At 34.3% G+C, this 25,581-nt stretch carries 30 protein-coding genes and 3 pseudogenes; 25 read left to right on the top strand and 8 right to left on the bottom strand.

Features of this window, described 5'->3' with window-relative positions; genetic code table 11:
• Positions 1-241 precede the first annotated feature (241 nt).
• The 5 genes from AN959_RS09510 to AN959_RS09490 all read left to right on the top strand — a co-directional run bounded on the left by AN959_RS09510 (position 242) and on the right by AN959_RS09490 (position 4,610).
• On the top strand, positions 242-574 hold the full coding sequence (locus tag AN959_RS09510) for a metal-sensitive transcriptional regulator (RefSeq protein WP_056830215.1): 333 nt from the start codon (positions 242-244) through the stop codon (positions 572-574).
• A gap of 116 nt (positions 575-690) precedes the next feature.
• Positions 691-888, top strand: a complete 198-nt coding sequence (gene copZ, locus AN959_RS09505; protein WP_256363921.1) for a copper chaperone CopZ — start codon at positions 691-693, stop codon at positions 886-888.
• Positions 889-968: 80 nt separating this feature from the next.
• Entirely contained in the window at positions 969-3,386 is a 2,418-nt protein-coding gene (locus tag AN959_RS09500) for a heavy metal translocating P-type ATPase (protein ID WP_056830211.1), read from the top strand.
• Positions 3,387-3,474: 88 nt separating this feature from the next.
• Positions 3,475-4,104, top strand: coding sequence for a nitrite reductase (locus tag AN959_RS09495; protein WP_056830209.1), 630 nt, complete (start codon positions 3,475-3,477; stop codon positions 4,102-4,104).
• Between the two features lie 116 nt (positions 4,105-4,220).
• Entirely contained in the window at positions 4,221-4,610 is a 390-nt protein-coding gene (locus AN959_RS09490; protein ID WP_253278901.1) for a carbonic anhydrase, read from the top strand.
• Between the two features lie 62 nt (positions 4,611-4,672).
• Here the strand turns inward: AN959_RS09490 and AN959_RS09485 are convergent, their stop codons facing one another.
• Positions 4,673-5,224 (bottom strand): cysteine hydrolase family protein, encoded by a 552-nt coding sequence (locus AN959_RS09485; RefSeq protein ID WP_056830207.1) that lies wholly within the window; start codon positions 5,222-5,224, stop codon positions 4,673-4,675.
• Between the two features lie 121 nt (positions 5,225-5,345).
• Between AN959_RS09485 and AN959_RS09480 the strand changes: the two genes are divergently transcribed.
• On the top strand, positions 5,346-5,789 hold the full coding sequence (locus AN959_RS09480; protein ID WP_056830205.1) for an Lrp/AsnC family transcriptional regulator: 444 nt from the start codon (positions 5,346-5,348) through the stop codon (positions 5,787-5,789).
• 100 nt (positions 5,790-5,889) lie between these two features.
• Here the strand turns inward: AN959_RS09480 and AN959_RS22025 are convergent, their stop codons facing one another.
• Entirely contained in the window at positions 5,890-6,114 is a 225-nt protein-coding gene (locus tag AN959_RS22025; RefSeq protein WP_082460901.1) for a winged helix-turn-helix transcriptional regulator, read from the bottom strand.
• Here AN959_RS22025 and AN959_RS20660 point away from each other — a divergent pair.
• The 3 genes and pseudogenes from AN959_RS20660 to AN959_RS21685 form a co-directional block, all read left to right on the top strand.
• Positions 6,107-6,321: pseudogene (locus AN959_RS20660) on the top strand (GNAT family N-acetyltransferase); the annotation flags it as partial. The gene AN959_RS22025 and the pseudogene AN959_RS20660 overlap by 8 nt on opposite strands.
• A gap of 72 nt (positions 6,322-6,393) precedes the next feature.
• Complete coding sequence (locus AN959_RS21865; protein WP_256363918.1) at positions 6,394-6,525, top strand: hypothetical protein; 132 nt, start codon at positions 6,394-6,396, stop codon at positions 6,523-6,525.
• A gap of 478 nt (positions 6,526-7,003) precedes the next feature.
• Positions 7,004-7,252 (top strand): DUF4367 domain-containing protein, encoded by a 249-nt coding sequence (locus AN959_RS21685; RefSeq protein WP_253278897.1) that lies wholly within the window; start codon positions 7,004-7,006, stop codon positions 7,250-7,252.
• A 177-nt stretch (positions 7,253-7,429) separates the two neighbouring features.
• On the opposite strand, the gene AN959_RS09465 is transcribed toward AN959_RS21685, so the two are convergent.
• Positions 7,430-7,900, bottom strand: a complete 471-nt coding sequence (locus AN959_RS09465; RefSeq protein ID WP_056830199.1) for a hypothetical protein — start codon at positions 7,898-7,900, stop codon at positions 7,430-7,432.
• Between the two features lie 330 nt (positions 7,901-8,230).
• Here AN959_RS09465 and AN959_RS09460 point away from each other — a divergent pair, with 330 nt between their 5' ends.
• From AN959_RS09460 to AN959_RS21020, 6 genes and pseudogenes are all read left to right on the top strand, one after another.
• Entirely contained in the window at positions 8,231-8,725 is a 495-nt protein-coding gene (locus AN959_RS09460) for a DinB family protein (RefSeq protein WP_056830198.1), read from the top strand.
• Positions 8,726-9,128: 403 nt separating this feature from the next.
• Positions 9,129-9,653: a GNAT family N-acetyltransferase gene (locus AN959_RS09455; RefSeq protein WP_056830196.1), complete on the top strand. Its 525-nt coding sequence runs from the start codon at positions 9,129-9,131 to the stop codon at positions 9,651-9,653.
• 421 nt (positions 9,654-10,074) lie between these two features.
• Positions 10,075-11,541, top strand: coding sequence for a serine hydrolase (locus AN959_RS20650; protein ID WP_253278896.1), 1,467 nt, complete (start codon positions 10,075-10,077; stop codon positions 11,539-11,541).
• 401 nt (positions 11,542-11,942) lie between these two features.
• Entirely contained in the window at positions 11,943-12,557 is a 615-nt protein-coding gene (locus tag AN959_RS09445; protein WP_056830194.1) for an N-acetyltransferase, read from the top strand.
• 93 nt (positions 12,558-12,650) lie between these two features.
• A pseudogene (locus AN959_RS21680) lies at positions 12,651-12,888 on the top strand (hypothetical protein); the annotation flags it as partial.
• Between the two features lie 283 nt (positions 12,889-13,171).
• Entirely contained in the window at positions 13,172-13,309 is a 138-nt protein-coding gene (locus tag AN959_RS21020) for a YfhE family protein (protein WP_156350754.1), read from the top strand.
• A gap of 762 nt (positions 13,310-14,071) precedes the next feature.
• On the opposite strand, the gene AN959_RS09440 is transcribed toward AN959_RS21020, so the two are convergent.
• Positions 14,072-14,728, bottom strand: a complete 657-nt coding sequence (locus tag AN959_RS09440) for a CatB-related O-acetyltransferase (RefSeq protein ID WP_056830192.1) — start codon at positions 14,726-14,728, stop codon at positions 14,072-14,074.
• Positions 14,729-15,320: 592 nt separating this feature from the next.
• Positions 15,321-15,821 carry a DinB family protein gene (locus tag AN959_RS09435; RefSeq protein ID WP_056830190.1) on the bottom strand — a complete coding sequence of 167 codons (501 nt, stop codon included), beginning with the start codon at positions 15,819-15,821 and terminating at the stop codon, positions 15,321-15,323.
• A 320-nt stretch (positions 15,822-16,141) separates the two neighbouring features.
• On the opposite strand from AN959_RS09435, the gene AN959_RS09430 reads away from it, so the two are divergent.
• The 5 genes from AN959_RS09430 to AN959_RS09415 all read left to right on the top strand — a co-directional run bounded on the left by AN959_RS09430 (position 16,142) and on the right by AN959_RS09415 (position 18,781).
• Positions 16,142-16,744, top strand: a complete 603-nt coding sequence (locus tag AN959_RS09430) for a GNAT family N-acetyltransferase (protein WP_056830188.1) — start codon at positions 16,142-16,144, stop codon at positions 16,742-16,744.
• A gap of 188 nt (positions 16,745-16,932) precedes the next feature.
• Positions 16,933-17,073, top strand: a complete 141-nt coding sequence (locus AN959_RS21010) for a hypothetical protein (protein ID WP_156350752.1) — start codon at positions 16,933-16,935, stop codon at positions 17,071-17,073.
• A gap of 23 nt (positions 17,074-17,096) precedes the next feature.
• Positions 17,097-18,188, top strand: a complete 1,092-nt coding sequence (locus tag AN959_RS09425) for a low temperature requirement protein A (protein ID WP_056830186.1) — start codon at positions 17,097-17,099, stop codon at positions 18,186-18,188.
• A 100-nt stretch (positions 18,189-18,288) separates the two neighbouring features.
• Positions 18,289-18,495 (top strand): (4Fe-4S)-binding protein, encoded by a 207-nt coding sequence (locus tag AN959_RS09420; protein ID WP_056830184.1) that lies wholly within the window; start codon positions 18,289-18,291, stop codon positions 18,493-18,495.
• Positions 18,496-18,508: 13 nt separating this feature from the next.
• Positions 18,509-18,781 (top strand): GNAT family N-acetyltransferase, encoded by a 273-nt coding sequence (locus tag AN959_RS09415; RefSeq protein WP_253278895.1) that lies wholly within the window; start codon positions 18,509-18,511, stop codon positions 18,779-18,781.
• A 428-nt stretch (positions 18,782-19,209) separates the two neighbouring features.
• On the opposite strand, the gene AN959_RS09410 is transcribed toward AN959_RS09415, so the two are convergent.
• The gene (locus tag AN959_RS09410; protein WP_056830182.1) at positions 19,210-19,749 is read right to left on the bottom strand and encodes a GNAT family N-acetyltransferase; all 540 of its coding nucleotides are present in this window, start codon (positions 19,747-19,749) and stop codon (positions 19,210-19,212) included.
• Positions 19,750-20,057: 308 nt separating this feature from the next.
• On the opposite strand from AN959_RS09410, the gene AN959_RS09405 reads away from it, so the two are divergent.
• Complete coding sequence (locus AN959_RS09405; RefSeq protein ID WP_056830180.1) at positions 20,058-20,840, top strand: CPBP family intramembrane glutamic endopeptidase; 783 nt, start codon at positions 20,058-20,060, stop codon at positions 20,838-20,840.
• Between the two features lie 50 nt (positions 20,841-20,890).
• On the top strand, positions 20,891-21,622 hold the full coding sequence (locus tag AN959_RS09400; protein ID WP_056830178.1) for a bifunctional 2-polyprenyl-6-hydroxyphenol methylase/3-demethylubiquinol 3-O-methyltransferase UbiG: 732 nt from the start codon (positions 20,891-20,893) through the stop codon (positions 21,620-21,622).
• A gap of 199 nt (positions 21,623-21,821) precedes the next feature.
• On the opposite strand, the gene AN959_RS09395 is transcribed toward AN959_RS09400, so the two are convergent.
• A complete protein-coding gene (locus AN959_RS09395) occupies positions 21,822-22,013 on the bottom strand; it encodes a hypothetical protein (RefSeq protein WP_053589310.1) in 192 nt (63 codons plus the stop codon).
• Positions 22,014-22,228: 215 nt separating this feature from the next.
• Between AN959_RS09395 and AN959_RS09390 the strand changes: the two genes are divergently transcribed.
• The 3 genes and pseudogenes from AN959_RS09390 to AN959_RS20645 form a co-directional block, all read left to right on the top strand.
• Entirely contained in the window at positions 22,229-22,687 is a 459-nt protein-coding gene (locus AN959_RS09390) for a hypothetical protein (protein WP_056830176.1), read from the top strand.
• A gap of 142 nt (positions 22,688-22,829) precedes the next feature.
• Positions 22,830-23,756, top strand: a complete 927-nt coding sequence (locus AN959_RS09385) for a phosphotransferase family protein (RefSeq protein WP_056830175.1) — start codon at positions 22,830-22,832, stop codon at positions 23,754-23,756.
• Positions 23,757-23,770: 14 nt separating this feature from the next.
• Positions 23,771-23,922 (top strand): annotated as a pseudogene (locus AN959_RS20645) (MarR family transcriptional regulator); the annotation flags it as partial.
• A gap of 177 nt (positions 23,923-24,099) precedes the next feature.
• Here the strand turns inward: AN959_RS20645 and AN959_RS09380 are convergent.
• Positions 24,100-25,479 (bottom strand): PLP-dependent aminotransferase family protein, encoded by a 1,380-nt coding sequence (locus tag AN959_RS09380; protein WP_056830173.1) that lies wholly within the window; start codon positions 25,477-25,479, stop codon positions 24,100-24,102.
• Between the last annotated feature and the right edge of the window lie 102 nt (positions 25,480-25,581).

The following is a 25,581-nucleotide window of genomic DNA, read 5'->3' as shown; positions in this document are numbered from 1 at the left end:
TAGCTAAATGAGACCATCATTTCGATGGTCTGTTTTTACGTTTAAAACTTCAAGTGGATTTCGGCGATTCATTGTGAAATGTTACACTTAAACTAACGCAGCAGGTTAGGTGAATAAGCAAAACTAGACTTTTTAAAATTTTTAATGATTGAATTTAAATGTGACGTATACTTTTCTACTTTGCACTTTACATACCACACCGGGGTATGGTAATATAAAATCAAGTTAGGAGGTTGAGCTGATGGAAAACACAGTGAAAGAAGCAGCTTGCCATACAGAGATTGTAGTGTCTTGTCGAAAAAGTCATCATCCAGAACGTGTAAAAAAGGATTTAACAACTCGATTAAATCGTATTGAAGGTCAAATTAGAGGTATAAAGGGAATGATAGACAAAGACGTTTACTGTGACGATGTAATCACACAACTGTCTGCGACACAATCTGCTTTAAATAGCGTAGCCAAAATCCTTTTGGAAGGTCATCTAAAAGGTTGTGTGGTAGATCGACTTTCAGAAGGTGATGAAGAGGTATTAGACGAATTAGTTGTGACGATTCAAAAGCTAATGAAAAAATAAAAACGAAATAGCACGATAAAAAATAAAAAAAATTTTAAAGTATTTATACCCCTATATCGTATAACAAGTCTGGATTAAAATACTTCAATTAAAGGAGAGAGAAAACATGAAAAGATATAACATTAAAGGTACATGGAATGTCATGTGGACATTGTGTGAATGCTATTGAGGGAAGTGTTGGTCAATTAGCAGGAGTTGAACAAGTAAAGGTAAACTTAACGGAAGCTCAAGTAGATGTAGTATTTGATGAAGTGAAAGTGTCACTTGATAAAATTAAAGAAACGATTGAAGATCAAGGTTATGAGATCGAATAAAATTGATTGAGTGCTTCTTTAGCACTCTATTATTTTCAAAAAAATATACCCCCAAGTGGTATGGAAGAGGTGGAAGTAACATGAGTAAAGAAGTCAAAGAAGCTAATCTGCAAATTACAGGGATGACATGCACTGCGTGTGCGATACGTATTGAAAAAGGGTTAAATAAAATGGATGGTGTCGAACAAGCAAATGTCAATCTAGCACTTGAAAAGTCTTCGATTAAATATGACCCGTCTAAACTGAGTGCTGCCGATTTTGAAAAGAAAATCGAAGCACTTGGCTACGGCGTACTGAAACAAAAAGCAGAGTTTGATATTACGGGTATGACGTGTGCAGCATGTGCGATACGTATTGAAAAAGGGTTAAATAAAATGGATGGAATCGCAAATGCGAACGTCAACTTAGCATTAGAAAAAGCAACAATTGAGTTTAACCCGTCTGAGGTAGCGATTTCAGACATGATTGCGAAAGTGGAGAAACTAGGCTATGGTGCACACCAAAAGAAAGATGACAAAGAACGGGTCGATCACCGTGAAAAAGCAATTAAAGACCAAAAACGTAAATTCATTATTTCGGCGATTTTATCTTTACCATTACTTTGGACGATGGTTGCACATTTTTCATTTACATCGTTCCTTTACCTACCGGATATCTTAATGAATCCATGGCTACAAATGGCACTTGCAACACCTGTCCAATTCATTGTCGGAAAACAGTTCTATGTTGGTGCTTACAAGGCATTACGAAATGGCAGTGCCAATATGGACGTACTAGTTGTTATGGGTACATCTGCAGCTTACTTCTACAGTGTGTACCAAGCGATTGTCACAGCTGGTTCCCATCATGATGCGCATCTTTACTTTGAAACAAGTGCAGTACTGATTACACTCATTATTTTAGGTAAGTTATTTGAGGTAAAAGCAAAAGGTCGTTCATCGGAAGCGATAAAAAAATTAATGGGCTTACAAGCGAAAACAGCGATTGTCGTGCGTGACAGTGTTGAAAAAGAAATTCCATTAGAAGAAGTCGTCATTGGTGACACGATTTTAGTGAAACCAGGTGAAAAAATCCCGGTTGACGGTGAAGTATTAGAAGGAAATACAGCTGTTGATGAATCGATGTTGACAGGGGAAAGTCTTCCGGTTGATAAAAAGCATGGTGACGTGTTATTCGGTTCAACGATTAATAAAAACGGTTTTATTAAAATGAAAGCAACAAAAGTTGGTCGCGATACTGCGTTAGCACAAATCATTAAAGTCGTAGAAGATGCGCAAGGTTCTAAAGCACCGATTCAACGTTTAGCAGACCAAATTTCAGGTATTTTTGTTCCAATCGTTGTAGGGATCGCCATTATTGCCTTCCTTGTTTGGATTTTATGGGTACAACCAGGTGAATTTACACCAGCACTTGAAGTGTTAATTACGATACTTGTAATTGCATGTCCATGTGCTCTAGGTCTGGCTACGCCAACGTCCATTATGGCAGGCTCTGGTCGTGCAGCTGAATTCGGTATTTTATTCAAAGGTGGAGAGCACTTAGAGCAGACACAAAGTATTGACACGGTTGTAGTTGATAAAACAGGTACTGTTACACATGGTAAACCTGTTTTAACAGACGTTGTGCTAGCAATTGGTCAAGTGGAAGAAAAAATCTTATCTTTAATTGGTGCGGCTGAGAAACAATCTGAACACCCATTAGCACAAGCAATCGTTGAAGGTATTCAAGAAAAAGGCATCGAACTTGGTAACGTTCAATTTTTCGAAGCAATCCCGGGTTATGGTGTGCAAGCAACCGTTTCAGGTCAAGCAGTTGTTATAGGTACACGCAAACTCATGCAGCAATACGGCATCGATATTACAGCAGTTCTCCCGGCAATGGAGAAATTGGAGAGCGACGGTAAAACCGCGATGCTAGCTGGTATTAATGGGCAATATGCAGGGCTAGTTGCTGTAGCGGATACAATAAAAGACACATCAGCGGAAGCCATACGTCGTTTAAAAGAGATGGGTATCAAAGTCATCATGATGACTGGTGATAATGAGCGAACAGCACAAGCCATAGGAAAAGAAGTAGGCGTTGACGCAGTCATTGCTGAGGTTCTACCTGAAGGTAAAGCAGAAGAAGTGAAGAAACTGCAAGCGGCCGGTAGAAAAGTAGCGATGGTCGGTGACGGTATCAATGATGCCCCAGCCCTTGCGACAGCCAATATTGGGATGGCCATTGGTACAGGAACTGACGTAGCGATGGAAGCCGCTGATGTGACACTAATTCGTGGAGATTTGAATAGTATTGCCGATGCGATCATTATGAGTCGTAAAACAATGCGCAACATTAAACAAAACTTATTCTGGGCATTTGGCTATAATACACTTGGTATACCGATTGCAGCAATCGGGTTACTTGCTCCTTGGGTTGCAGGTGCAGCGATGGCATTTAGTTCTGTGTCAGTTGTACTGAACGCTTTACGTTTACAACGTGTGAAATTAGATAAGTAAAATTACTGTTGACTATAGAGTAAACTACATTGTTTGCTCTATAGATTACATATAATAAATTCAATGAAGGGTAAGGGTGAGAATGGTAATGAACCAAATCGATAAAAAGATTAAACTTGCTGTAAATGGTGGCATTTCATTTGGAGCAAAACTAAATGCAAAACAATTGGCTGTAATTGTGGAGTATATGAGCGATAGTCATGAACTGGAGTTGACTACATTTCAACAACTTTACATCGAGATACCTGAAAGTAAGCTGAAATTAGTGGAAGAGAAATTTAAGGAAGTAGGATTGTCCTGTTATCCAGTAGGAAATTTTGTGAAAAGCTTAAGGACCTGCAATTTTTGTAAAGGCTCAGAAGAAGAAGGAATGCCTGTAGCCATTGAACTAAACAAGCGAATAGCAGGAAAACCTGTTCCTTTCACACTTCGCCCAGCTTACACTGGATGTCCTATAGGATGTGGTGAACCGCTCATAAATGATATCGGCATCATGAAAGTAAAAAACGGATATGACTTATACATTGGTGGAAAAGCAAAAGGAAAGGACGCTCAAATAGGTACTTTATTGATGGAGCAGCTAATGCCTGAACAGCTGTATAAAGTTGTCGAAAAAATCATTCACATCTATGCTGAACAAGGCAAGAAGAGGGAAACGTTCATAAAATTTATTAATCGTTTTGGATTTGAAAACTTGAAAAATGAAGTAGCTAGATAGGGATAGGGTTTTGTATTGCAACACAAGTATCAGACACATGATTAGAAATAAGGGGGTATAATATGTCTTCCCTAAAAGATATTTTAGAATTTAATGGTTAAGGGTATGAGCCCTACATCACAACAAAATATCCGAATAAAAAGCTAGTTGTATTATCTTGTATGGATTCACGCCTTGTCGAACTTTTACCAAAGTCGATGAATCTATGTAATGGTGATGTGAAAATTGTGAAAAGTTCTGGGGCAATAGTAAACCATCCATTTGGTAGTATTATGCGCAGTATACTCGTTGCGCTATATGAGCTAAAAGCAGAGGAAGTGTTCATTGTCGGTCACAACGATTGTGGTATGAGCGCAGTGGATCCGGATAGCATGATTGAGCATATGAAAGAACGTGGTATAACAATTCCTGTACATGGTCTTGTCATGGAACCAAAAACAGGTTATTTGGATCTTTTATCAGATGGGAATGCTTATATCGAAAACAAAATAAAGCGTAATGAATAAAGACTGTCCAGAAAAAAAAGCATCTGGACAGCCTTTTACATTAAAATGTTCTTTATGATTTGTTAGTTATTTTGTAGGAAATCTTCGGTCGATTCTACAGCGCAATACATACCGTTAAGCGCACCGACAAACGCATAATGAACTTGTTCAGCTGGAACGACCTTACCTTCAAAAGACAAGTCTCGTGTTGCACATGCATCTTCAATAAGTGTCGTCTCAAAGCCTAGATCCACTGCCGCTCTGACTGTTGCATCAATACACATATGTGTCATCATACCTACAACTACTACTTTAGTTACGCCATTTTCTCTTAATTTGCTTTCTAATTCTGTCTTTAAAAAGCTGTTAGGGAAATGTTTGATGATAATGCTTTCGGTTTCCAATGGTTGTACAGTTTCATGTATTTCAGCCCCCTCAGTATCCGGAAGGAAGAATCCTAATGCTGGATCACCTGCGATATGTTGAACATGAAAAATGTTATCTTTGTTGTTCTTTCTAAACGATTCAAGCACTTTCGCAGCATTAGCGGCCGCTTTTTCAGGGTTGCTTAATTCCATCTTTCCATTTGGGAAATAGTCATTTTGAATATCTACAATAATTAGAGCTGTGCTCATTATTCTCCACCTCATTTAAAGTATTTTGTTACACTATAATCATAGATCGTATATTGATTTTTATCGATAAGTTGACGAAACACTTTTATCTCAAAAAAATTCATGGTGAAAGGAATTTATTATGGAACTTGATAATATTGATTTTCAGATTCTTCGGTTACTATCCGAAAATTCACGTATTCAATGGAAAGACTTAGGTGAACAAATTCATATGACGGGACAAGCAGTAGGGAATCGTATAAAAAAACTGGAGGAAAGTGGTGTCATTAAAGCTTACTCTTTAATAGTTGATGAAATGAAATTAGGACTTACTTATACAGCGTTTATCATTATTTACATGAAAACTGCAAACCATGATTCGTTTATACGATTTATGAATGAACGAAATGAGGTAGTGGAAGTTCACCGCGTATCGGGAGAAGGCTGTTATCATTTAAAAATAAAAGTTAACTCACAAGAGCAATTGAATCCTTTTCTGGATAAAATTCTTGAATATGGGAATTATACTGTACATCTATCCATAAAAGAGGTCAAACTACAGAATCCATTGACTGCTCCACGATAAAAAAGTGATTTACTTTTCTATAAGATTAAAAAACAGCAAAAAAGGTATAATTCCTCGTACTGAGGTATTATACCTTTTTTGCATAGAGACAAAGGATCTTTCAATTATTATGTTCTCCCCATTGGCACATTTCCTGAATAATAGGCCAGAGAGTTTGCCCCTTTTCAGTAAGGCTATATTCGACGGGGAGCAGGCTTTTAATGATTTCATCCACAATTTCGATATAGGCAATTTTATTGATGTTGATGGAAATATGTACTCTACGAAAACAAATGAAATAACGCTTAGTATCGAAAATTATGTTTTGCTTGGAAAAGCATTGCATACATTACCAGAAACACACTTTAGAAGGGCATCCAGGAAAAAAGTTAGCCCAAAAAATAGCTCTATCTTTTGTAAAGATTGTTTGGATAATAATATTGTTCCGTATTGGGAGTGTATGGAATCAAACAAGCTATTTATTGCATTTGCAGAAAATATAGGATTCAGAAATGTATTTAACTATATAGGATATGAGTTTCCGTTTAAGTAATTTTTACTTCAACTAACGAGTGCTTTACTTTAAGCCTTTTTTCTTATTAAACTAAAGATAAGGTGAATGAGAGTGATATTGATGCATGTAGAGTTAGATGCAAAAGTGAAAAGATGGCTTCAGTCAAAAGGTGAGCATGTATCAGTAAAAACCATTCAAGTTAATGCTTGCTGTGCTCCTCCTAGACGGAAAACCAGTAAATGAATAAATAATACAGAATTTCCTATCGGCGGACACACTTCGAACGGTAATCCGTTATCCGAAAGATGACAAGAACGTTTGATCCAAATCAAGAACAATGTTATTGACGTAGCTTTCTTCTTCAACTAACGGGTGCTTTACTTCAAGAAGGAGTAAAGCCTTTTATCTTTTTGAACTAAAAAGTAGGATTGTTTAAAAAAAGTGAAAAGTAGGAAATACTAATACCTGAAGTTTCGAAAAGAATTGAAGTAGAAAATTGATACGTTTAGTAATTGTTCTAATCCTTCTAAATTGTTACCCAATAATAATTATGGCTAAAGAAATAAAGTATAATCACAATAGCAAAACTATATCCGAAATACAGAAAGAAGTTGACTTTACCGTTTTAACTCCAAAAAGGAATCCTGGTGATTGGACATTAGATACCAAAACATCCCCTTGGATAATGCTACATTATATGGACAGCAAGGACACAAAGTTGATGGACGCTATTGATTTGAGAAAAGGATTTCGATTATCCGATGACGATTTTCCTTATCGTCAGAAAGTTAATATAAGTGGAAACAAAGGTTATTTTCAGGAGTGGGAAGAAAGTGGCGAAGTTGATAAAAATGGAGACACCATCACTGGTGGCTTACTTAATTGGGTTCAAGATGGTACCTCTGTAGAAATGAATAGTTCCAGATTATCGAAAGAACAAACGTTAGAAATTGCAAGGTCAATGAAATAACATTCTTCAACTAACTGGTGCTTTAGTTAAACAAGGCCATCATTTCGATGGTCTATTTTTATTTCCAATACATCAAGAAGACTTCGGAGATCAATTGTGAAATGTTACACTTAAACTAACGCAGCAATTTAGTTGAAGAAAATAAGGGGGATAGTGAGAAAAATTTAATTCTCACTATTATTGAAATTCTACTGCGACTGTTGGGTCGTACTCACTCAGCACATCAATTATATAGTCTGAAGTAATATATAAATGATGTTCAGCTTTGGGTTGTAGACTAGCTCTAGCGGGAAAAATATTGTCATACCAAGATAAAAAACTAGAGTTTTCCACTTTATAAAAATTAGGTTCATAAGTGAGTTTACTTAGTCCTTCTTCTTCTCTTTCTTTACCTACTTTTGATATTAGTTCTTCAATATCTGGTCTTGTCATTTCATCAAATAAACGAAAAGTGATGATTGCATATTTTTGGGATTTATTGTAATCGTAAGTAAAAATATATTTCTTTGAATGGTCTGTATCTTCAAAAACAAGTACAAAATCTTTTTGATAGTGCATTTCAAAAAAAACTAGTTCATTATATAATCTGCTAAACTGATTATCCTTTGTTTTGATAGGTTCCCAAACAGTTAGTTTTTCTTTATTCATTAATCTACCTCCTTATATAATAGGTAAAATAACAATTGTNTAAAATAACAATTGTACAATATTATTATTATTATTTTATTCGCACTTTAGAGGATTTTAGCACAAATGGGAAAGATTGTTTTTATCTGTTAGGTATCATATCCAGCATAATGTGTAAATAAGAGAAGTTACTTGTTCAAAAAAACGGGTGCTTTAGTTAAACAAGTAGCTGCCTGTAAGGGTATCTTTTTCTTATTGATCTAACGAAGCAGTTTAGTTTAAGAAGGAGTTTACTTAAGTAGATCGAATTAGTATATATAAAGGGAGATATTAAATAGGAGGGAATAGAAAATGGATGTAAAGACACTTTTGTTACAACAATGGGCAAGCTGCTTAGATGAAGAAGACTGGTTTCCACCACTTGAAAAAGTGCTAGAGGATATTACTTTTGAACAGGCAATTTGGAAACCAGCTGATGGGGCAATGAATTCCATTTGGGAATTAGTTTGTCATTTACTTTTCTATGAAAAGAGATTTCTGATGCGATTTCTTGGTGAAACAGCGAATGAACCACAAGCAGAAAATAATCAATCTACATTTCGATTACCAACTGAGACGATAGAAAATTGGAAGGAAACAAAACAAGAATACTTTCATGTTCATCGTGAACTTGGAAAAGTACTAGCAAAATCAGAACATGAAGATTTGTATAGACAGATCCCAGGAGAAGATAATTCATTAGTGCTTGAACTGAAGAGTTTAGCATTACACGACGCATATCATATTGGGCAAATTGTATTCCTAAGTAAAATGCAAGGAGCTTGGCCACGGAAACGCAGTTTCTAAAAAAGCTACCTTAGATTTACAGTTATTCCATTATAGGGATCTTTAATGGAATAAGATCGGGAACGTCAAAATAGGACGTTCCCATATTTTATACCTGAAAAACAACAATACTACTTAACAAAGCCTTTGATTATGAACACGTAATGGAATTTGAAGAAAATTCATTTCAAATAGAGGTTGCTGGAATTACTTGGACTTTTAGTATGGGATAATAGGAATCTTTAAATTTTCAAACTCTGGAAAAGTAATTTCTTCTTAAATTAGTGGAGGCTTTAGTTAAAGAACATGGGTTGCTTAAGCAACACTTTTTTCATATTGAACTAACGAAGTAGTTTAGGTTAGAAGGGGTTTACTTCAATTTGTAGAATTATTATAAGATATTCAAAGGTTAGGAGGAATAAAGATGACGAAGAGAAATAACCAAGTATCCCTAAGAAAAGGAAACATAAATGATGCAGAAGCTGTGTTAGAACTTCAAAAGGAAGTTCTTTCAGAAAGTGAGTTTATGATTTCGGTAATAGAAGAGTATGAAGAAACATCGCAGCAAATAAGAAACTGGATTGAGAAAATCTTAGAGAATGAAAGAGAAAAGCTAATTGTGGCGGAAAGCAAAGGGCAGATTGTTGGTTTGATCGTTTTTCTCTCAAAAAGTACTAAAAGGCTTTCTCACACTGGTTCTTTTACGACAATGGTGAAAAAAGAGTACCGCAATCAAGGCATTGGTAAACTGCTTATTAAAGAACTTTTAAACTGGGCGGAACATAACATTTTAATAGAGAAAGTTAGTTTAGGTGTATTATCAACAAATCAACGAGCTATCGAATTGTACAAAAGTATGGGATTTGTTGAAGAAGGACGTAAAATTAAAGAAGTTAAGTTTAGCGATGACTTATATGTTGATGATATACTTATGTATAAACTGATTTAACCTTTTTCGTCCAACCTTTTTATCAAACGGAGTACTACTATATAAGGCAGCATTTTTGCTTGTGAAGAAATGCATTTAAACTAATGGGTGCTTTACTTCAAGAAGGAGAAAAGCCTTTTTTCTTATTGAACTAAAGTAAGCAGGTTAGTTCAATAAAAACTAGTAAAGTTGTACAGTGAAAAGTGCTTTCGTTTAATCGTTTGCATCATCCGCTGAATCGTTTATTGAACCCTCATCCTGCATTTCTTCATCCTCATCTTTTACATCATCTTCCTCTATTTTCTCTTCCTCATCGTTTGCTTCGTTTTCAATTCCTGTGTCATTTTCTCCATCATCTTCTTAAATGAGGGCGAATTGTCGATCATTTGCGAATGGAAGACAGTAGCGTAATAAAAAATTAATGAAGAAAGGGGTAAATAATGTGTCTAAAAACAAAAGTGTAATTATTTTATTGATGTTAATTATTTCGATTCCTCTATTGTTTGTTCCTTTACCAGCACAGGCTGATGAAATGTTCGATACAGCGAAAGTTGACGAGTATGTTACGAATTATATGGTGAAAAACGGATTGCCTGGTGCAGCTATTGTAGTCATAAAGGATGGGAAGACATTATATGAAAAAGGTTTTGGGCATGATTCTGACGGAGATCCACTGACAGCGAAGTCTATTATTGGTATTGCTTCTGGTTCGAAGCCATTTACTGCATTTGCAGTTTTACAATTGGTTGATAAAGGAAAAATTAAATTGGATCATTCTATAGTAAATTATCTTCCTGAATTAAAACTAAATGATAAAAGGTGGGAACAGGTGACAGTACGTCACTTGTTGAGTCATACATCTGGTCTACCGAATCCTACCATTGTAGCACCAGCGAATACCTTAAAAGAAGGTGTAGGACGTCTTCATGATTGGAAACTACAATCCAACCCTGGAGAAAAGTATTTATATAGTAATGCAAACTACTGGACATTAGCTTATTTAGTAGAAGAAATTAGTGGGATGGAGTTTAATGACTACCTAACACAAAATGTGTTCTCACCGCTCGGAATGAATGATTCCCTCTCAGTAGTTAACTCTGGGGATATTACAAAATATTTAGATATACCTAGAGGATATGTCACGTTATATGGTACGGCAATGCCATGGACGGAGCTTGAAAAAATGTTCAGTGGTTCAGGGAGTATTTTTACGACTGCTAGTGATATGGGGAAATGGTTAGCTATGCATACGAACGACGGGAAAAATGAAAAAGGAGAACAATTACTATCACAAGAGTTACTAAAAGAGTCCTATTCACCACAATCTGAGGCTGAAAAATATGGACTTGGTTGGTCTTTAAGCTCTTCCAATATTAAGCCGGCTCGTATTTCTCATAGCGGTTCAATCTCTACTTTTCAATCCCAGCAAGATATCGTTCCAAGTAGCGGCTATTCGGTTGCCGTTTTACTGAATAGTTTCACCACTACATTCGAACATGCATATGAGATCAGTTCTGGAGTTATTCAATTGACAGAAGGAAAAGAACCTGAAATAAAATCTTCAATTCCTAAAATGATCGATTTATCACTTGGTGCTATCACATTGATTTACTTGATATTAGGAATCAGAGGTATACGAAGAAGTAAAAAATGGACGGATAAACGTAACCAGTATCCAGCTTGGAGGTTCTTTCTACGTTTAATACCGCAATTGATACCTGTCGTTGGTATAGGATGGTTATTATTTATTCTTCCAACATTAAAAAATAACAGTTCCACCACATTAGATGCATTCGGTCTTTGGCCAGCTGCGATGTTCTTATTGGCGATTATTTTCATGATTGGATTGGTACTCACAATTTTGAGAATCTATTATCGAATAAGATTAATTAGAAATGGAAGATTGTGAAGAATTACACTTAAAGTAATGCGTGCTTTAGTAGAATCATAGGGTTGCTTAGGCAACTCTTTTTTCTTATTGAACTAACGGGGCAGTTTAGTGGAAAAAGAAACTTAATAGAGAATTAACGTTAAAATAATAAAGAGGGATAATATGATGGTACAAAGGTTACTTTATGTTTTGTTTACATTAGCTTTGTAACGATTACAGGATGTTCTAACAAAGGAGAAACTATCACAGTTCAAAACAAAGTTTGATAAAACCCTGTATTAATATAGGTTTTTTCTTTGCCCCTTAAATTCCAGCTGTATTATTTAATTAAAGGGCCAGATTGTTGAATATAATTTGACGATGTGTCGTATGAATTTATATTGAAAATAAATTCATTAAAAATGAAAGGAAAATGCAATATGAAATCTGGAGGTAATAAGTTTCTAATTGTAAAAGCCGATGAAGTTGATTTAGATATAAGGACGCAAATGTCTGAAATTTTTGCGGAAGGCTCCAGTCAATGGCTTGTTTTTTTTTCCAAAGATAAAAACATCATTGCAAAGGCTTTTTCCCACATGTTTGTATTAGATCAATTTTATATAGCCATAGTAAATGATAAAGTTGCAGGAGTGACGGCATGTACGGACGGGAAAACATCATCGGTAAGATTAAATAAAAAAGAGCTGAGAAAGCACTTAGGCTTCTTCAAGGGAAGCATGGCCGGGATCTTTTTAAAAAAGGAATTTGAAGTCCCTTTTGAAAATTCCCCTCCCAATACAGGCTCGATTGAATTTGTTGGAACAGCTCCTGAATTCAGAGGACAGGGCGTAGCATCTCAAATAATCCAGCATATCCTCGAAAATACAACGTACAACAATTACGTTATTGAAGAAGTTGCGGATACGAATACTCCAGCAATGAATTTATATAAAAAAATGGGTTTTGAGGAGTATAAACGGAAGGCTATTCCGCAAAAGGTAGCGAAAAAAATTGGAATCAATAATTTTTTGTCTTTGAAATATGGGAAAAAATAAGGATGATTTTCCGCTAGGTGATAGAGCGAAAAAGAGCGAGAGTTCTTGCCTAGAATAAAAGAACAATTTGAAGCACTGAGAACGGCAACTAATTCAAAAGCTACTAGATATAAAAGGTATGCGAATACGTTTTTGAATTGGCGATAAGTTATATACCACTGTTAATCGTATTTTATTTGACAGATATCATTGACCCTAAGGTGCTCATTAATCCGAAAGAACTTTATTTTACACCTGGTTTATGGGATCAGACTGGAACATCTTTTTGGTTTTCTTTCCTATTTGAAACACCCTTCGCATTAACGAGGGGTTCGCTTGGTCATTTATTCCGCTAACAAATTCTTTGTTATAAATCAAATAAACTGTATTTGCTAAATAGAAGATATTATCGAAAGGGCTCGATTGTTGAATAAGTGTATGTTGTGCTTAATAGTCCTTGTTATGTATTTTTTAATGACAAGATAAGAATTACACTTACTAAAGGAACAACCACGATTCAATGGATAGCACAAGTAATCATAATAAAATTTTAACAAATTTAATTTCTTTTCAATCGAATATCATTGGTTACAAAGGTAAAACTAAAAAGATTAAATACGAAAGGAGTGTTCACGATGAAAAACCGTAAGCAACCACATGAGCAGTTCACAATGAAGGATAATGGGTTGTCTTCAATGCAAGAAGTTTTATATCAAAAAGAATTTAATCGTGCTGACAAAGAGACAATTAAGAAAAAACAAAATAAAAAGTAAACACATTAATAGGCCATACACGGAGTTCACTTTTTAACAAATAAGGAGACACGTGTTTAAGATGAATAAAACAGTACGATTCGATTACGTATATCAAAAAAAATTTGAATCTAATCGAAAAAAGTGACCTTCTCCCAAATGAGATGGTCACTTTTATATATCATTTTTTTGTTAAGTTGTAATAATAAAAAAGTTTTTAACAAAAATGATGATTTTTTGTATACTTTCACATTTAGGAGATGAGTCAAGGCGTTTAGTAATTCCTAAAAATATGATCTATGTAGCTATACGAAGGTGAAGTAGTAGAAATTGAAAAACTAGATATCGGATATTATATAAACATAGGAACTATAACAGACGTTTTGTAGGTAGATTTAAAGCTGTTTCTAATTCTAATATATCGATAAGGCTTTTTAATATAGTTTTCGCACATAAATTTTTACAGCTTTAATATACGGAGTGATTATGAACTAACGCAGCAGGTTAGTTGAAGAAAGTGTAGAACATTCTTCGATCTATCTTGTCAGAATTTACATTATCTAATGAAAGAGGTTCAGTAGTTGCAACATTATATGCAGTCATGTTAGTCCCTGAGGATTATGCACAGGCAGCATTAATGTCCTCTGGGATTATTAATGGAGTAGCACTGTATAGAGTTGAGTTTTTACTTTAAAAATAGTCTCTTCTTAATTAGCTATTAAGAAGAGACTATGATTAAACTTATTCTTATTTATTTCAATGTGATGATTTAAAATTAATCCGTTATTGTTTAATTTCCCTTTGATAAAAGTCGTATAAATGGTTAATAGATGAACTGGACAAGATATGACTAGCTCGTTCAATTTTCTCACGTTCCCAATCGAACCAACGCATTTCTTTCAACTTTTCGATTTCTTTGTCTGTAAATCGTTTCTTTATCTCTTTAGCAGGGTTGCCTCCTACTATCGTATATGGTGGGACATCTTTCGAAACAACTGATCCAGCCGCAACAATTGCACCTTCACCTATTGTCACACCGGGCATAATCATTGCATTCATACCAATCCAGGCATCATTTTCGATTATTGTATCCCCTTTTGGTTCGTAAGAAGTTTCAATTTGCTCCATAAAAGGATAGACGGTAATCCATTCAGAATGATGATTGTGATTTCCACCCATTAATATAATTACACCACTTGCAATGCATACGTAATTTCCTATAATCAACTTATCTAAATGCCAACCATTGTCTTCGATTGGGTTAAATAACTTTCTAGATTTTTCATCTCCCCATAAGTATCTAACGCACCCATCTTCAAAATCATGATTATCGTAATAACCAGAGTAGTAGGAGTATTCTCCTACTTCAATCATTGGGTTGGTGACAATATCTTTTAAATACTTAATTTCAGACCAGTGGTTAAATCGATGTTGTTTCATTTTTTTCCCTCGCTTCTAAGTAGTATAAATTATTTTTTTACTTAGAAGCTTAATGCCGTAGCAACATTCTTAAACCGTTTCAAACGACGAACCATCGTCCTCATCCTTTTCCTATTTAATAGGGAGATTGTAACAAATGAATCATCTGTTCGTCAAACCTTACTGCACAGTGCGACCATAAAGTGAAATACATTTTTGAAATTGCATTTAAGATAAACAATTTTGTGGCAATTGGATATATCACCATTATCAAGGTAAATATTTAAATAATAAACCCTCTCAAAAATAATAAAGACTTTCCGATTGGTAGAAAGTCCTGACCTCTTGGGTTGGGGTATAGGCGAAATAGAATTAGATAAAAAAGGAATCTATATCATGCCAAAGATCGTTGCTAGACTGTACGACCATGTTGCGAAGAATACAGAACCTAGACTGGTGTATAGTCAATAGTGCTTCCCAGACTGCTTTCGGTTCAGTGTATAGGCATTATCAACAATTGAATTGAGATTTATACTTCATAGTTCCGTCTCAAAGAAGCAACTACATAATGAATTAATAGAATTACAGACTACTAAAACGGATCCGTTTACTATTACTGCGGGGCATTCATACCAAACTTTGCCCATTCCTCTTTTGACGGACCATAAATGCCTGGAACAGTTAATCCTGCCTGTCGCATAAGAACAGTCATTTGTCCTCGATGGTGGTTTTGATGTTGAATCAAAAACAATAATAGTGAACCATTTGGCATTTGTTGACCTATAAATTCAATTCGTTCTTTCAATGTATGGTCAGTCCATTGAGTTTTTAATGCTTTTACAAATGCATTACTGGATTGGTAATAGTTTTCTGCTATAAATTGAGCCGAAGTAGGAACGGGAAAATCGTTAGTTGGTGCTTCGAACGTTAAGTTTGTATTGGAAGTAATAATATGAATAGCTGTAACGGTATGCCAAGCAATACGTCCTAAACTCCAATTTTGTGAAGTTATTTCCTGTTTAAGTGATTCATCAGTTAGAATATTTAGTAGTTTCTGTGTAGAACTAGCTTCGAACTCCCAAGATTTCAAAAAATGGTCTAAGCTTTGGAACATAAAAATCCTCCTAGTATTTGTAGTTTTATTTCTATGAATCTTAATTCAATTATACTTTCCCCTTGAGCATATTATGTTTATCTTTTTTACAAACAGTTTAACTTTTACAAAACGGTACAACTTTATTTTTCGTGAACAATAATTAAGTAAACTGTTTCTTTTACTGTACACTATGATAAAAATGTGTAATAGAAGAGAAGGCGCTTGTTTAACTGACGGGGCAGTTTAGTTGAGGAAGGAATCGTTATAATCTTTGTTGAAATAGATGTATTAAGAGAATATTTTAGTGAAAAATTGTTTTAATTAAGGAGAGAACCTATTTGAGTCAGTTATTGTTTATAGAACCACCTGTCTTAGAGAGTGAAAGCATCATACTCAGACCTTTACAACAAGAGAATGCAAGATATTTATTTTCTATTAGCTACCCTGAAGTTTGGACATATATGTTTGGTGAAATTAAATCGGTAACTGAAATGGAAAAACATGTGTCCAAAAAAATTCAACTTCGCAATCAAATGAAGGCATTACCGTTTGTTGTTGTTTTAAAAGAAACTAATGAAATTATTGGAACAACAAGTATTTACGAAATTAACATAAGTCAGAAGTCATGTGAAATAGGTGCAACTTGGTATGCAAGAAACTTTTTAGGGACTTTTGCCAATTCAGAGTGTAAGTATCTACTACTAAAATATTGTTTTGAGGAATTAAAGATGATAAGAGTACAATTTAAAACAGATGAGAGAAATGTCCGTTCTCAAAAAGCAATCGAACGTTTAGGAGCTATTAAAGAAGGTATCTTAAGAAAAGAAAGAATTCTTGAAAACGGATATATTAGAAATGCAGTAATATACTCAATTACAGATGATGATTGGAGAAAAGTAAAACAAGTGATAATAGAAAAAAGCATGAGAAACACATTGTGAAAGAATGCACTTAAACTAACGGATGCTTTAGTTGAACAAGACCATCATTTTGATGGTCTATTTTTTATCTAATATATTAAGCGAATCTCAGAAATCCATTGTGAAATGTTACACTTAAATTAAGGCGCAGTATAGTACAATAAGTATCTTGAGTTTTATAGTAAATTTAAATAAGGGAGGGGATCTATATGGGGTTACAAAACTGTGTGAAATGTAAATCACAATTTAACTGGAATAAAATATTTATATCTCTTTGGCCAGCATACAGACCTGTTCGATGCAGTCAAAGTGGTACTTCTTATTTTGAACATAAAATAATTACCAATTAAGATAGTGGAGGAATTGGCGCAAAATGGAAGAAAAAAAGGTCACTTGGTTAGAGCTATTTTATGATTTGCTAATTGTAGCAGCTATTGCTACTGTAACTCATGTTTTGCTTCATGTTGAAAATGGATATATCCATTCAGACTATCTATTAAAGTTTGTATTGATTTTTATACCCATTTGGTGGGCTTGGGTAGGACAAACAATGTTTATCAATCGATTCGGGGAAGATTTATTTCATCACCGTATATTTTTAATTCTACAAATGTTCTTTGCGCTAGTAATGATTGCGAGTTTGTCGGTAGATTTTGATTCGTATTATAAATCCTTTCTAATAGGTTATATTGGACTAAGGGCATTAATTGCAATTCAATATCTTGTTGTACAACGGACAGAAGTAGGGACTAGAAAGAAAGCAGCACTCTTTTTTGGAAAATACTTTTGGGTTGGCATTATTATTTCATTGTGCTCCGTCTTTTTTGACTCATGGATTAGGTATCTTATATTGTATACAGGTATCTTTGTGGATATATTAATTCCAATTATTGGACGGAAGCGATTAGTGAAGGTGCCTACAAATACAGCTCATTTATTAGAGCGATTTGGTTTATTTACTATCATTCTCTTCGGTGAAACTCTAGTTAGTACGCTTGCTGTAATCCAACCGAAACAAGGAGATTGGAATTCCATTTTATTTACTATAGTTGCGTTTGTTTTAATCATATCAATGTGGTGGCAGTACTTCGATAATTTAGAAAAGAAAGTCGATAAATCTAAAAAAACAGCGGGTCAAATGATTATTTATGGTCATTTATTCATTTTAATGTCTTTAAGCATGATTGCAGCGTCGATCAGATTACTGTTTGTGCATGAGGTTAATTATTATTTTATTTTATTTTTCGTTTTTGGATCGGTATTACTCTACTTTTTATCAACTTCATTTGTTTTTCATCAATATAGACATAAGAAACAACGATTAAAAGTATATCATTTAGGGTTATTTTTAGGTATTTTAGTTGGATTTCTCCTTATTAATTTAATCATTACAGTACCTAATATTATTATTATGGGAGAATTAGTTGTATTTTTTGTTATCTATGCTAAGTTAACAACTTTTTAATGAAATCAGTAAACTTTATTTGAACGTAATTTCATATTATCTTAAATTGATTTGATTGGTAGTTTACTATAAAATGAAGAAAAAATGAGGTGTGATAAAAATGAGCTACCGGGAGTACAAAGGAGAAAATATTACAGTTTATTTCGATGGAGAAATTTGTAAACACGCTGCTGAATGTGTTAAAGGATTACCAGAAGTTTTTAATGTAAAAGCTAGGCCGTGGATTTCTCTTGATAAAGTAGATGCTAAAAAAGTAGCCGAAGTAATTAATAGATGTCCAAGCGGTGCATTAAAATATAATATGTAAGGAGGGAATAAGGTTGCTGCAAATTAAACAAGGTAGTCAGTCATTTTATATTGGTGATGAGAAAAATAGCGAAGCAGAAGTACATTTTGTTCGTGCAGGGGAAACTCGAATTATATTAGATCATACGCACGTAGCAGAGCATTTAAGAGGACAGAATGTAGGACAACAATTAGTAAAAGCAGCTGTTGAATATGCAAAAAAAGAAAAATTACATGTGACTCCGCTATGTCCTTTTGCAAAAGCTGAGTTTGATAAGAATCCAGAATATCAAAAGTTATTAGGGTAAAGACTGTAAAGCAGATAAGTATACTAAGTTACTTCTCTGCTTTATTTTATTTAGAAGCAATTTTATAAAAAGTTGGTACTATGGCACGACTAACATGATTTCTCAGGTGGTAAGCCATCCAAATGATCAGCTTAAAATGGAATTACACAAATGAATTTAGGTGTACCTATGCATTTAGCGTTCAACGGTGCTTTAGTAAAAATAGACCATTTTTGATGGTCTATTTTTACTTTCAAAACATCAAGTAGATTTAGGCGATCCATTGTGAAATGTTACATTTAAACAAACGCAGCAGGTTAGTTGAAGAAGAGAATCGGAGTTTTTATATCGCATTTAACATAAAATACGTCATGAACAATCTCTATCTCCACTCATAATTTAAATGAGTGGAGATAGAGATTGTCTAATAATTAGTATGAATTACAAGGTTAGTCATTCGGATTTATTATAGCTAACATCTGATGATCTTCCCAAGCCCCATTAATTTTAACGTTTTTCTTAGCTATTCCTTCTTTATGGAAACCAGCTTTTTCTAATACTCGAATGGAACCTATGTTATCTGGCATCACTCCAGCTTCAATTCGATGTAAGTTTAGAATTTCGAAAGCATAATTAACAACTAAATTGGCAGCTTCGGTAGTATAACCTTTGCCATTATGTTCTTGGTCTAAGGAATAGCCCAAAAGCGCACTTTCACGAGGTCCACGGAGAACTTGAAATAAACCGATAGTACCTATAAGAATATCAGCGTTAATTTTAAAAATTCCGAACCGATATTCAGTTTCTTTTTTTGTATTTTGTTCCCATTTTTCAATTAATTCTTTGTGAGTTTCTAAAGTCCAGTAATTTTCTGGATGAGTTATAGAATAGTTTTCAAAAAAAGCTCGATTTCTCTTTTCTAAACTTAGTAATTCGACAGCATCTGAGAGGATAAGCGGTCGTATGTATACATTAAAATTTTTGGACATCTAATCTTCCATTCTATATGTATGGAACCTATAAAATTATATCATGCAGGAGGGAAGATTGAGATTTTAGTTAGAAGATTGTACACAGTACGATCATAATGTGTAATAAAATAAAAGGTGCTGATTCAACTTTGCGTGTTTTAGTAAAGATTATTGAGCTGAATAGGAAGCTTGTTTTTCTTTTTAATGTCCTGCTAATGAGTTGAATAAATAGGAGTTTTTTAGAAGAGTGTCGAACTAGTTAGTATATATGGAATTCCGAATGTAGGAAAAATCGGAATGGGGGTGAGATTATTAGCAAAGACATAATGAAGAACATCGTCTTTTTATTCCTATTTGCAGTACTGTTGGTTTTACTTCAAACAGGGAATTACACGTTATTGATCGTTTGGGCAACCATTGTACTCTTTATATATTTTATAGTGGAAAAGTCGGGCAAGCTGTTTATTGTGACGACCATACTTTTCGGACTTGGTTTTATCATCTATTTATTCGCCAAGGATTTTGCGGTGCCAGGCGTAGAAACATCGGAAATGGATATCTTCCTCAATCGGCTTTCCTTGGTTTTTATCCTAATTCCATTATTCACTTATTCCTTATATATAAAGGTTCCATTTATAAACTATCTAAAGAGGCCAGATTGGAACGGAATTATTATATTCCCATTTATCTGGACCGGATTCCATCATGTTAAGATAAAAGTTTTCCTTCCAATTGCCTTCCTGATTAACATTGCTGTCATGTTGCCGTTCATTATCATGAATGGATGGAATTTTATCATGGAAGTTTTTTGGGTTGCCATTATTTTCTCATTCTCCAATGCAATCCTTGAAGAACTGGTATGGCGTGGGGTACTGCTGAGCAGGTTTACAGAGCAGTTAGGTGAGAAATGGGCTGTTATAATCACCAGTTTGGGATTTGGATTGCAGCATTACTCACTTGGTTTTCCATGGCCTATCTGCATCGGCTTTGCATTTGGTGGATTCTTTTATGCTGTTGTAACTATCAAATCAAATAGCATCATTCCGGCCATCATCTGGCATATCCTTCTAAATTTCCTTATGGTATTCAGTGGAGTGATTGGAAATTAACGACGAATTGTTTTAGGAGGCTATATTAATATTTAGGAGTTGAATAAATTATGAAGCAAAACAAATATGATGATGTGAATTTCTTTTCTGCATATGAAAAAATGCCACGTTCAGTCAAAGGACTTGAAGGTGCGGGAGAATGGCACGTATTAAAAGAACTATTACCAGAACTAGTAAATAAAAGTGTACTTGATTTGGGATGCGGTTTCGGTTGGCATTGCCGTTATGCTCGTGAACAGCAAGCAAGGTCTGTTATTGGAGTAGATATATCTGAAAAAATGCTTCAAAAAGCTCGTGAAATGACGAATGATTCTTTAATTACATATATTATAATGTCGATTGAAGACATTAATTTTTCAGACTCTCAATTTGATGTTGTCATCAGTTCATTGGCTTTTCACTATATTAAGTCGTTTGAAGCAATCTGTAAAAAGGTCTATAATTGCCTTAAGCCTGGAGGTTCTTTTGTTTTTTCAGTTGAACATCCAATTTTCACTTCTCGGAACGAACAAGATTGGTATTATGATGACAAAGGGAATCGTCTGCATTGGGCAGTTGACAATTACCAATCGGAAGGATTGCGTGAAACAACATTCCTAACTGAAAACGTTATAAAATATCATCATACATTTTCAACTTATATCAATGACATAATTAATGCTGGTTTTATTGTAAGGATAGTCAAGGAACCAATTCCTTCTGAAGAAATGTTAAAGAGTATTCCTGAAATGAAAGATGAACTCCGTAGACCTATGTTCTTAATAATCTCAGCAGAAAAGTAAATGTTTATTATACGTCCCTTCGCCATGTAGGGTCGTTTTTCTTATTCGACTAACGCGGCAGTTTAGTTGAATAAGAGTAGGAGAGTTTTTATGCCGTATTTGACACAAAAAACGAAACAATAAAAGAGAATTGAACTCTTATGATTGCTTCATCGAATAACAATTTTTTATCTAGGTAAAGTAGATACTTTAAATTTAATTAACTAAATTTTCGTTTGTAGTATTGAAAATATTCATATCCAAAACAGCCTAGTGCAATCGCTAACAATATTGTTGGGAAAAAGAAAAAGCCTGAATTGTATTTAACTGAGTAATCAGCTTTTAGACCGTACAAATAGATATATAAAATAAAAGATATTGATAAGGATAAAGTTCCGCTTAAAATATTCATAAATTTCCCCCTTTACTTTTATCGGAATTTTCATTCAATTACTATTATACACAATTTGATTGTATTTTCAGTTGAAATTATTTAAATAGGAGTAAGGCACTCTACGAACATAATTTGTAATAGAAGAGAAGGTGCTTGTTTAACTAACGGGTGCTTTAGTTAAAGAAAAAAGTCCAAAACTGATATACCTCTTACTTAAGATGGGTGGGAAAAGCTTGTTCGATAAATATAAAAAGTTATTTAAATATGATGAACAAAATAATATTGATGATAGGTATGTTTTAATACCAGTAAGTACGATAAACGAAGAGTTAACAAAGAATATAGTTGAATTAGAGAAGTTAGGAGAAGAACTGACTATGGTTCTTCAAAGAAAATACGCAAAAGTATTCGAAAACCAAGGTAAAACGAATCTTAGTATATGGATTAGTAGGGATATTGATGGGGATGAAATTGAAGATTCAACTTCTGAGAAATGTCTTGTAAAAGAATACCGTTCTCAAATAGCAATCGATTACGATGGGCAAAAGTTAAATGAAGACATTTATGCTGAGACCATATGCTTATGGTATTACTTCGGAGGTTATTTAAAAGGTTCTGGTACTTTATATGACTTATCGAAAAATAACTTAGAGGAAGATATTGAAAAAGCTTTAGTAATGTTGCTAAATTAATTAGTTTGGAATTTCCTTGTTCAAAAACCCTTATACGACAAGGGTATGGCCGTTTTTTATTTTCTCGTTTACTTAAACAAAATTGTTCGGTATGTAGGGTCATACTAAGAAGTCCCCATACTAGTAAAGGAGACAAAATAGGATGGATAACAGTATCGAGTATGCTGAGTTAGAGTGGGTTAAAAAAATGATTATGATTAATTTTAAGAACTTGAAAATTAATCATATAATGCAACTTGGTGAGGGCTGGATGAGTCGTGCCTATCTGATCAATCATGAGATAGTATTTCGATTTCCAAAGGAAAAAGAAGGAGCTATTGATACAGAAAAAGAAATAAATGCGTTACCAAGCATAAAAAAACATATTTTTCTAAAGATACCGGAATTTATATATTGTGGGAAACAAGATAATGGTTATCCCTTTGTCGGTTACAGATTATTGCCAGGAGAGCCTATGGATGAACAACTTTTTTGCTCATTACCAACAGAAACAAAGAGCAAAATCGCCCATCAAATCGCCGAGTTTATGGAACAGATCAGTTCATTCTGTGTTGAAAAGGCGAAGAATTTAAATATACCTGAAACGAATTTCTATCAATATTACTTAGAGACTTTCAACGAGGTGAAGGAAAAAGCCTTTCCTAAAATCAATCATGATATGCAAACATATATTGCTTTTCGATTCGAAACATACCTAGAAGATAAAAACAATTTCAGATATTCACCTAAGCTTATTCATGCTGATTTATCGATGGACCATTTATTATTTGATCTAAAGAGGCAAGAAATAGCTGGAATTATCGATTTTGGTGACATGAAGATTGGTGACCCTGATTATGAATATTTATATTTGTTAGAAGAGTGTGGAGAAACATTTACTAAAAAAGTGATGGAATTGAGAGAGGAAGAAAACGCTCAAGATAAGTTCGAAAAGCTCTCTTTTTTCCTAATAGCTGATAACGTGACACTATTATTAGCAGGACTAAAAAGAAATGATAGAGAGATGTTTGAAGAAGCAGTAGAGCTCATTCAGTGTGAAATGAATACAAACCACAAAGGATGGCCGTAAATACTCTCCAAACTTTTAGAACAGAGAAAGGGAAAAATGTTTTTCCTTTTATAAAGAGAGCCAAGATTATTCCAACATCGTTGCATTAGAGGGATTTTCCGAAAGAGAAGTAGAAACCATTATTAATCTTCTTCAAAAAGTAAGAAAAAATATAGAAAAAGACTGAGGATTTGTAAAAAAGGGACACAAGAAAAATTATTGATTATCTATAGGAACAACTTTTTTAAGTAAATTGTTATGGGAAAAAATAAAAAAGTCCTGGTTACAGGAACGCTGAAATTAGACATCTTTCAATTGGAACACCCCTCAATCGTTAGACTCAACTAACGACGAAGGGGTGTTTTTATGCCCACGCCTCTTTTAAAAGCTTCACGCCTTCTTGAATTTCATCACAGGTAAGATTACTGAATCCAAGTTTAATAATTGCTTCTGCAGGATGGTTTTTTATGAAATAGATGGAGGTAGGATACACTTTAACCCCATAAATGGAAGCACGCTCGATTAACCATTCTTCTGAACGATTTAGATGTACCTTAACTAAAACGTACAAACCAGACTGTTCCCCAATAATGGATATACTTTGTTTGAAGTGTTTTTTTAATTCTGAAACTAAGCACTGCATTTTTCGCTTATACACAAGCCGCATTCGTTTAATATGGCGATTCCATTCTCCCTCTTCCATAAATTTAGCCATTGTAAGCTGGCTTAGGAGTGAAGTAGTACTCTCAAAATGAAGAAATTGATTTTTATAAAGATTTAATACTAACTGGGGCAATACCATATAACTTATGCGGATTCCTGGAAGAAAGGACTTTGAGAAATTCCCTAGGTAAATGACTCTCTTTGAATCAATGGATGCAAGTGCTGGAAATGGTTGTTGAGTATAGCGAAATTCACTATCATAATCGTCTTCTATAATATATCCATTTTTGTTATTAGCCCAATGAATAAGCATTTGTCTTTGCTGGATAGACATACTTACACCTAGTGGACTTTGATGGGAGGGGGTTACATAGATTAACCTTGACCTCAATTTTTCTAATTTTGAAAAATTAGCCCCTGTCTCATAAACTGGTAAAGTCTCAATCGTGAAACGATGAAATCGAAAAGCTTCCATAGCTCCATCATAACCCGGATCCTCTATAATAATTCCAGCAATATCATCCTTCAAGATTTGTCCAAGATGAATTAACATTTGTTGGGTACTACTGCCGATTATAATCGCATTTGGATCTGTTTTCACTCCACGAGATTGGAATAAATAAGCGGCGATTTGCTCACGCAAGCATACTTCACCAAAGGGTTCCCCGTATAGAAAACTTTCCCGTAATGTTAAAACTTGATTTGATATTCTTCTCCAAATTTTCAGGGGAAAATTGGTTTGATCCACGGCCCCTGCTCTGAAATCAATTTCGTCACGCGTTACCGCCTCTTTATGCTTTTTATCAGGTGGGATGAAGGTATCTTGAAATAAAACCGGCTCTAATTCATTTACAAAATACCCTTTTCTCCCTTCTCCGCGGATATAGCCTTCCGCTACAAGCTGCTCATATGCCATCAATGTCGTATTGCGGCTGACTTGAAGGGACTCTGCAAGTTGTCGAATGGATGGCAATGGGTCATTAGGATGTATGTCGCCACGCTCAATAAAAGACTTAAACTGCTCGTATATTTGCTTGTATTTGGGGGATTCATCATTCAAAACAAAAATAGTATTTTTCATTTACAACCACCTTGACATGTTTATTTGTTTGTAATTGTACCTTTTTAGATGTCAGTTTGTATAGTAGGATACTTATATCGAAAATTTATAAAACCAATAAAG

The sequence above is a fragment of the Psychrobacillus sp. FJAT-21963 genome (genome assembly GCF_001420585.1).
Taxonomy (GTDB): domain Bacteria; phylum Bacillota; class Bacilli; order Bacillales_A; family Planococcaceae; genus Psychrobacillus.
This window is presented reverse-complemented; position numbering and strand designations above follow the sequence as displayed.

Excerpts from the sequence above, each read along its gene's own strand:
- AN959_RS09510 (WP_056830215.1), top strand. The coding sequence starts at position 242 with ATGGAAAACACAGTGAAAGAAGCAGCTTGCCATACAGAGATTGTAGTG.
- AN959_RS09500 (WP_056830211.1), top strand. The coding sequence starts at position 969 with ATGAGTAAAGAAGTCAAAGAAGCTAATCTGCAAATTACAGGGATGACA.
- AN959_RS09495 (WP_056830209.1), top strand. The coding sequence starts at position 3,475 with ATGAACCAAATCGATAAAAAGATTAAACTTGCTGTAAATGGTGGCATT.
- AN959_RS09485 (WP_056830207.1), bottom strand. The coding sequence starts at position 5,224 with ATGAGCACAGCTCTAATTATTGTAGATATTCAAAATGACTATTTCCCA.
- AN959_RS09480 (WP_056830205.1), top strand. The coding sequence starts at position 5,346 with ATGGAACTTGATAATATTGATTTTCAGATTCTTCGGTTACTATCCGAA.
- AN959_RS22025 (WP_082460901.1), bottom strand. The coding sequence starts at position 6,114 with ATGCAATGCTTTTCCAAGCAAAACATAATTTTCGATACTAAGCGTTAT.
- AN959_RS21685 (WP_253278897.1), top strand. The coding sequence starts at position 7,004 with ATGGACGCTATTGATTTGAGAAAAGGATTTCGATTATCCGATGACGAT.
- AN959_RS09465 (WP_056830199.1), bottom strand. The coding sequence starts at position 7,900 with ATGAATAAAGAAAAACTAACTGTTTGGGAACCTATCAAAACAAAGGAT.
- AN959_RS09460 (WP_056830198.1), top strand. The coding sequence starts at position 8,231 with ATGGATGTAAAGACACTTTTGTTACAACAATGGGCAAGCTGCTTAGAT.
- AN959_RS09455 (WP_056830196.1), top strand. The coding sequence starts at position 9,129 with ATGACGAAGAGAAATAACCAAGTATCCCTAAGAAAAGGAAACATAAAT.
- AN959_RS09445 (WP_056830194.1), top strand. The coding sequence starts at position 11,943 with ATGAAATCTGGAGGTAATAAGTTTCTAATTGTAAAAGCCGATGAAGTT.
- AN959_RS21020 (WP_156350754.1), top strand. The coding sequence starts at position 13,172 with ATGAAAAACCGTAAGCAACCACATGAGCAGTTCACAATGAAGGATAAT.
- AN959_RS09440 (WP_056830192.1), bottom strand. The coding sequence starts at position 14,728 with ATGAAACAACATCGATTTAACCACTGGTCTGAAATTAAGTATTTAAAA.
- AN959_RS09435 (WP_056830190.1), bottom strand. The coding sequence starts at position 15,821 with ATGTTCCAAAGCTTAGACCATTTTTTGAAATCTTGGGAGTTCGAAGCT.
- AN959_RS21010 (WP_156350752.1), top strand. The coding sequence starts at position 16,933 with ATGGGGTTACAAAACTGTGTGAAATGTAAATCACAATTTAACTGGAAT.
- AN959_RS09425 (WP_056830186.1), top strand. The coding sequence starts at position 17,097 with ATGGAAGAAAAAAAGGTCACTTGGTTAGAGCTATTTTATGATTTGCTA.
- AN959_RS09420 (WP_056830184.1), top strand. The coding sequence starts at position 18,289 with ATGAGCTACCGGGAGTACAAAGGAGAAAATATTACAGTTTATTTCGAT.
- AN959_RS09410 (WP_056830182.1), bottom strand. The coding sequence starts at position 19,749 with ATGTCCAAAAATTTTAATGTATACATACGACCGCTTATCCTCTCAGAT.
- AN959_RS09405 (WP_056830180.1), top strand. The coding sequence starts at position 20,058 with ATGAAGAACATCGTCTTTTTATTCCTATTTGCAGTACTGTTGGTTTTA.
- AN959_RS09400 (WP_056830178.1), top strand. The coding sequence starts at position 20,891 with ATGAAGCAAAACAAATATGATGATGTGAATTTCTTTTCTGCATATGAA.
- AN959_RS09395 (WP_053589310.1), bottom strand. The coding sequence starts at position 22,013 with ATGAATATTTTAAGCGGAACTTTATCCTTATCAATATCTTTTATTTTA.
- AN959_RS09385 (WP_056830175.1), top strand. The coding sequence starts at position 22,830 with ATGGATAACAGTATCGAGTATGCTGAGTTAGAGTGGGTTAAAAAAATG.
- AN959_RS09380 (WP_056830173.1), bottom strand. The coding sequence starts at position 25,479 with ATGAAAAATACTATTTTTGTTTTGAATGATGAATCCCCCAAATACAAG.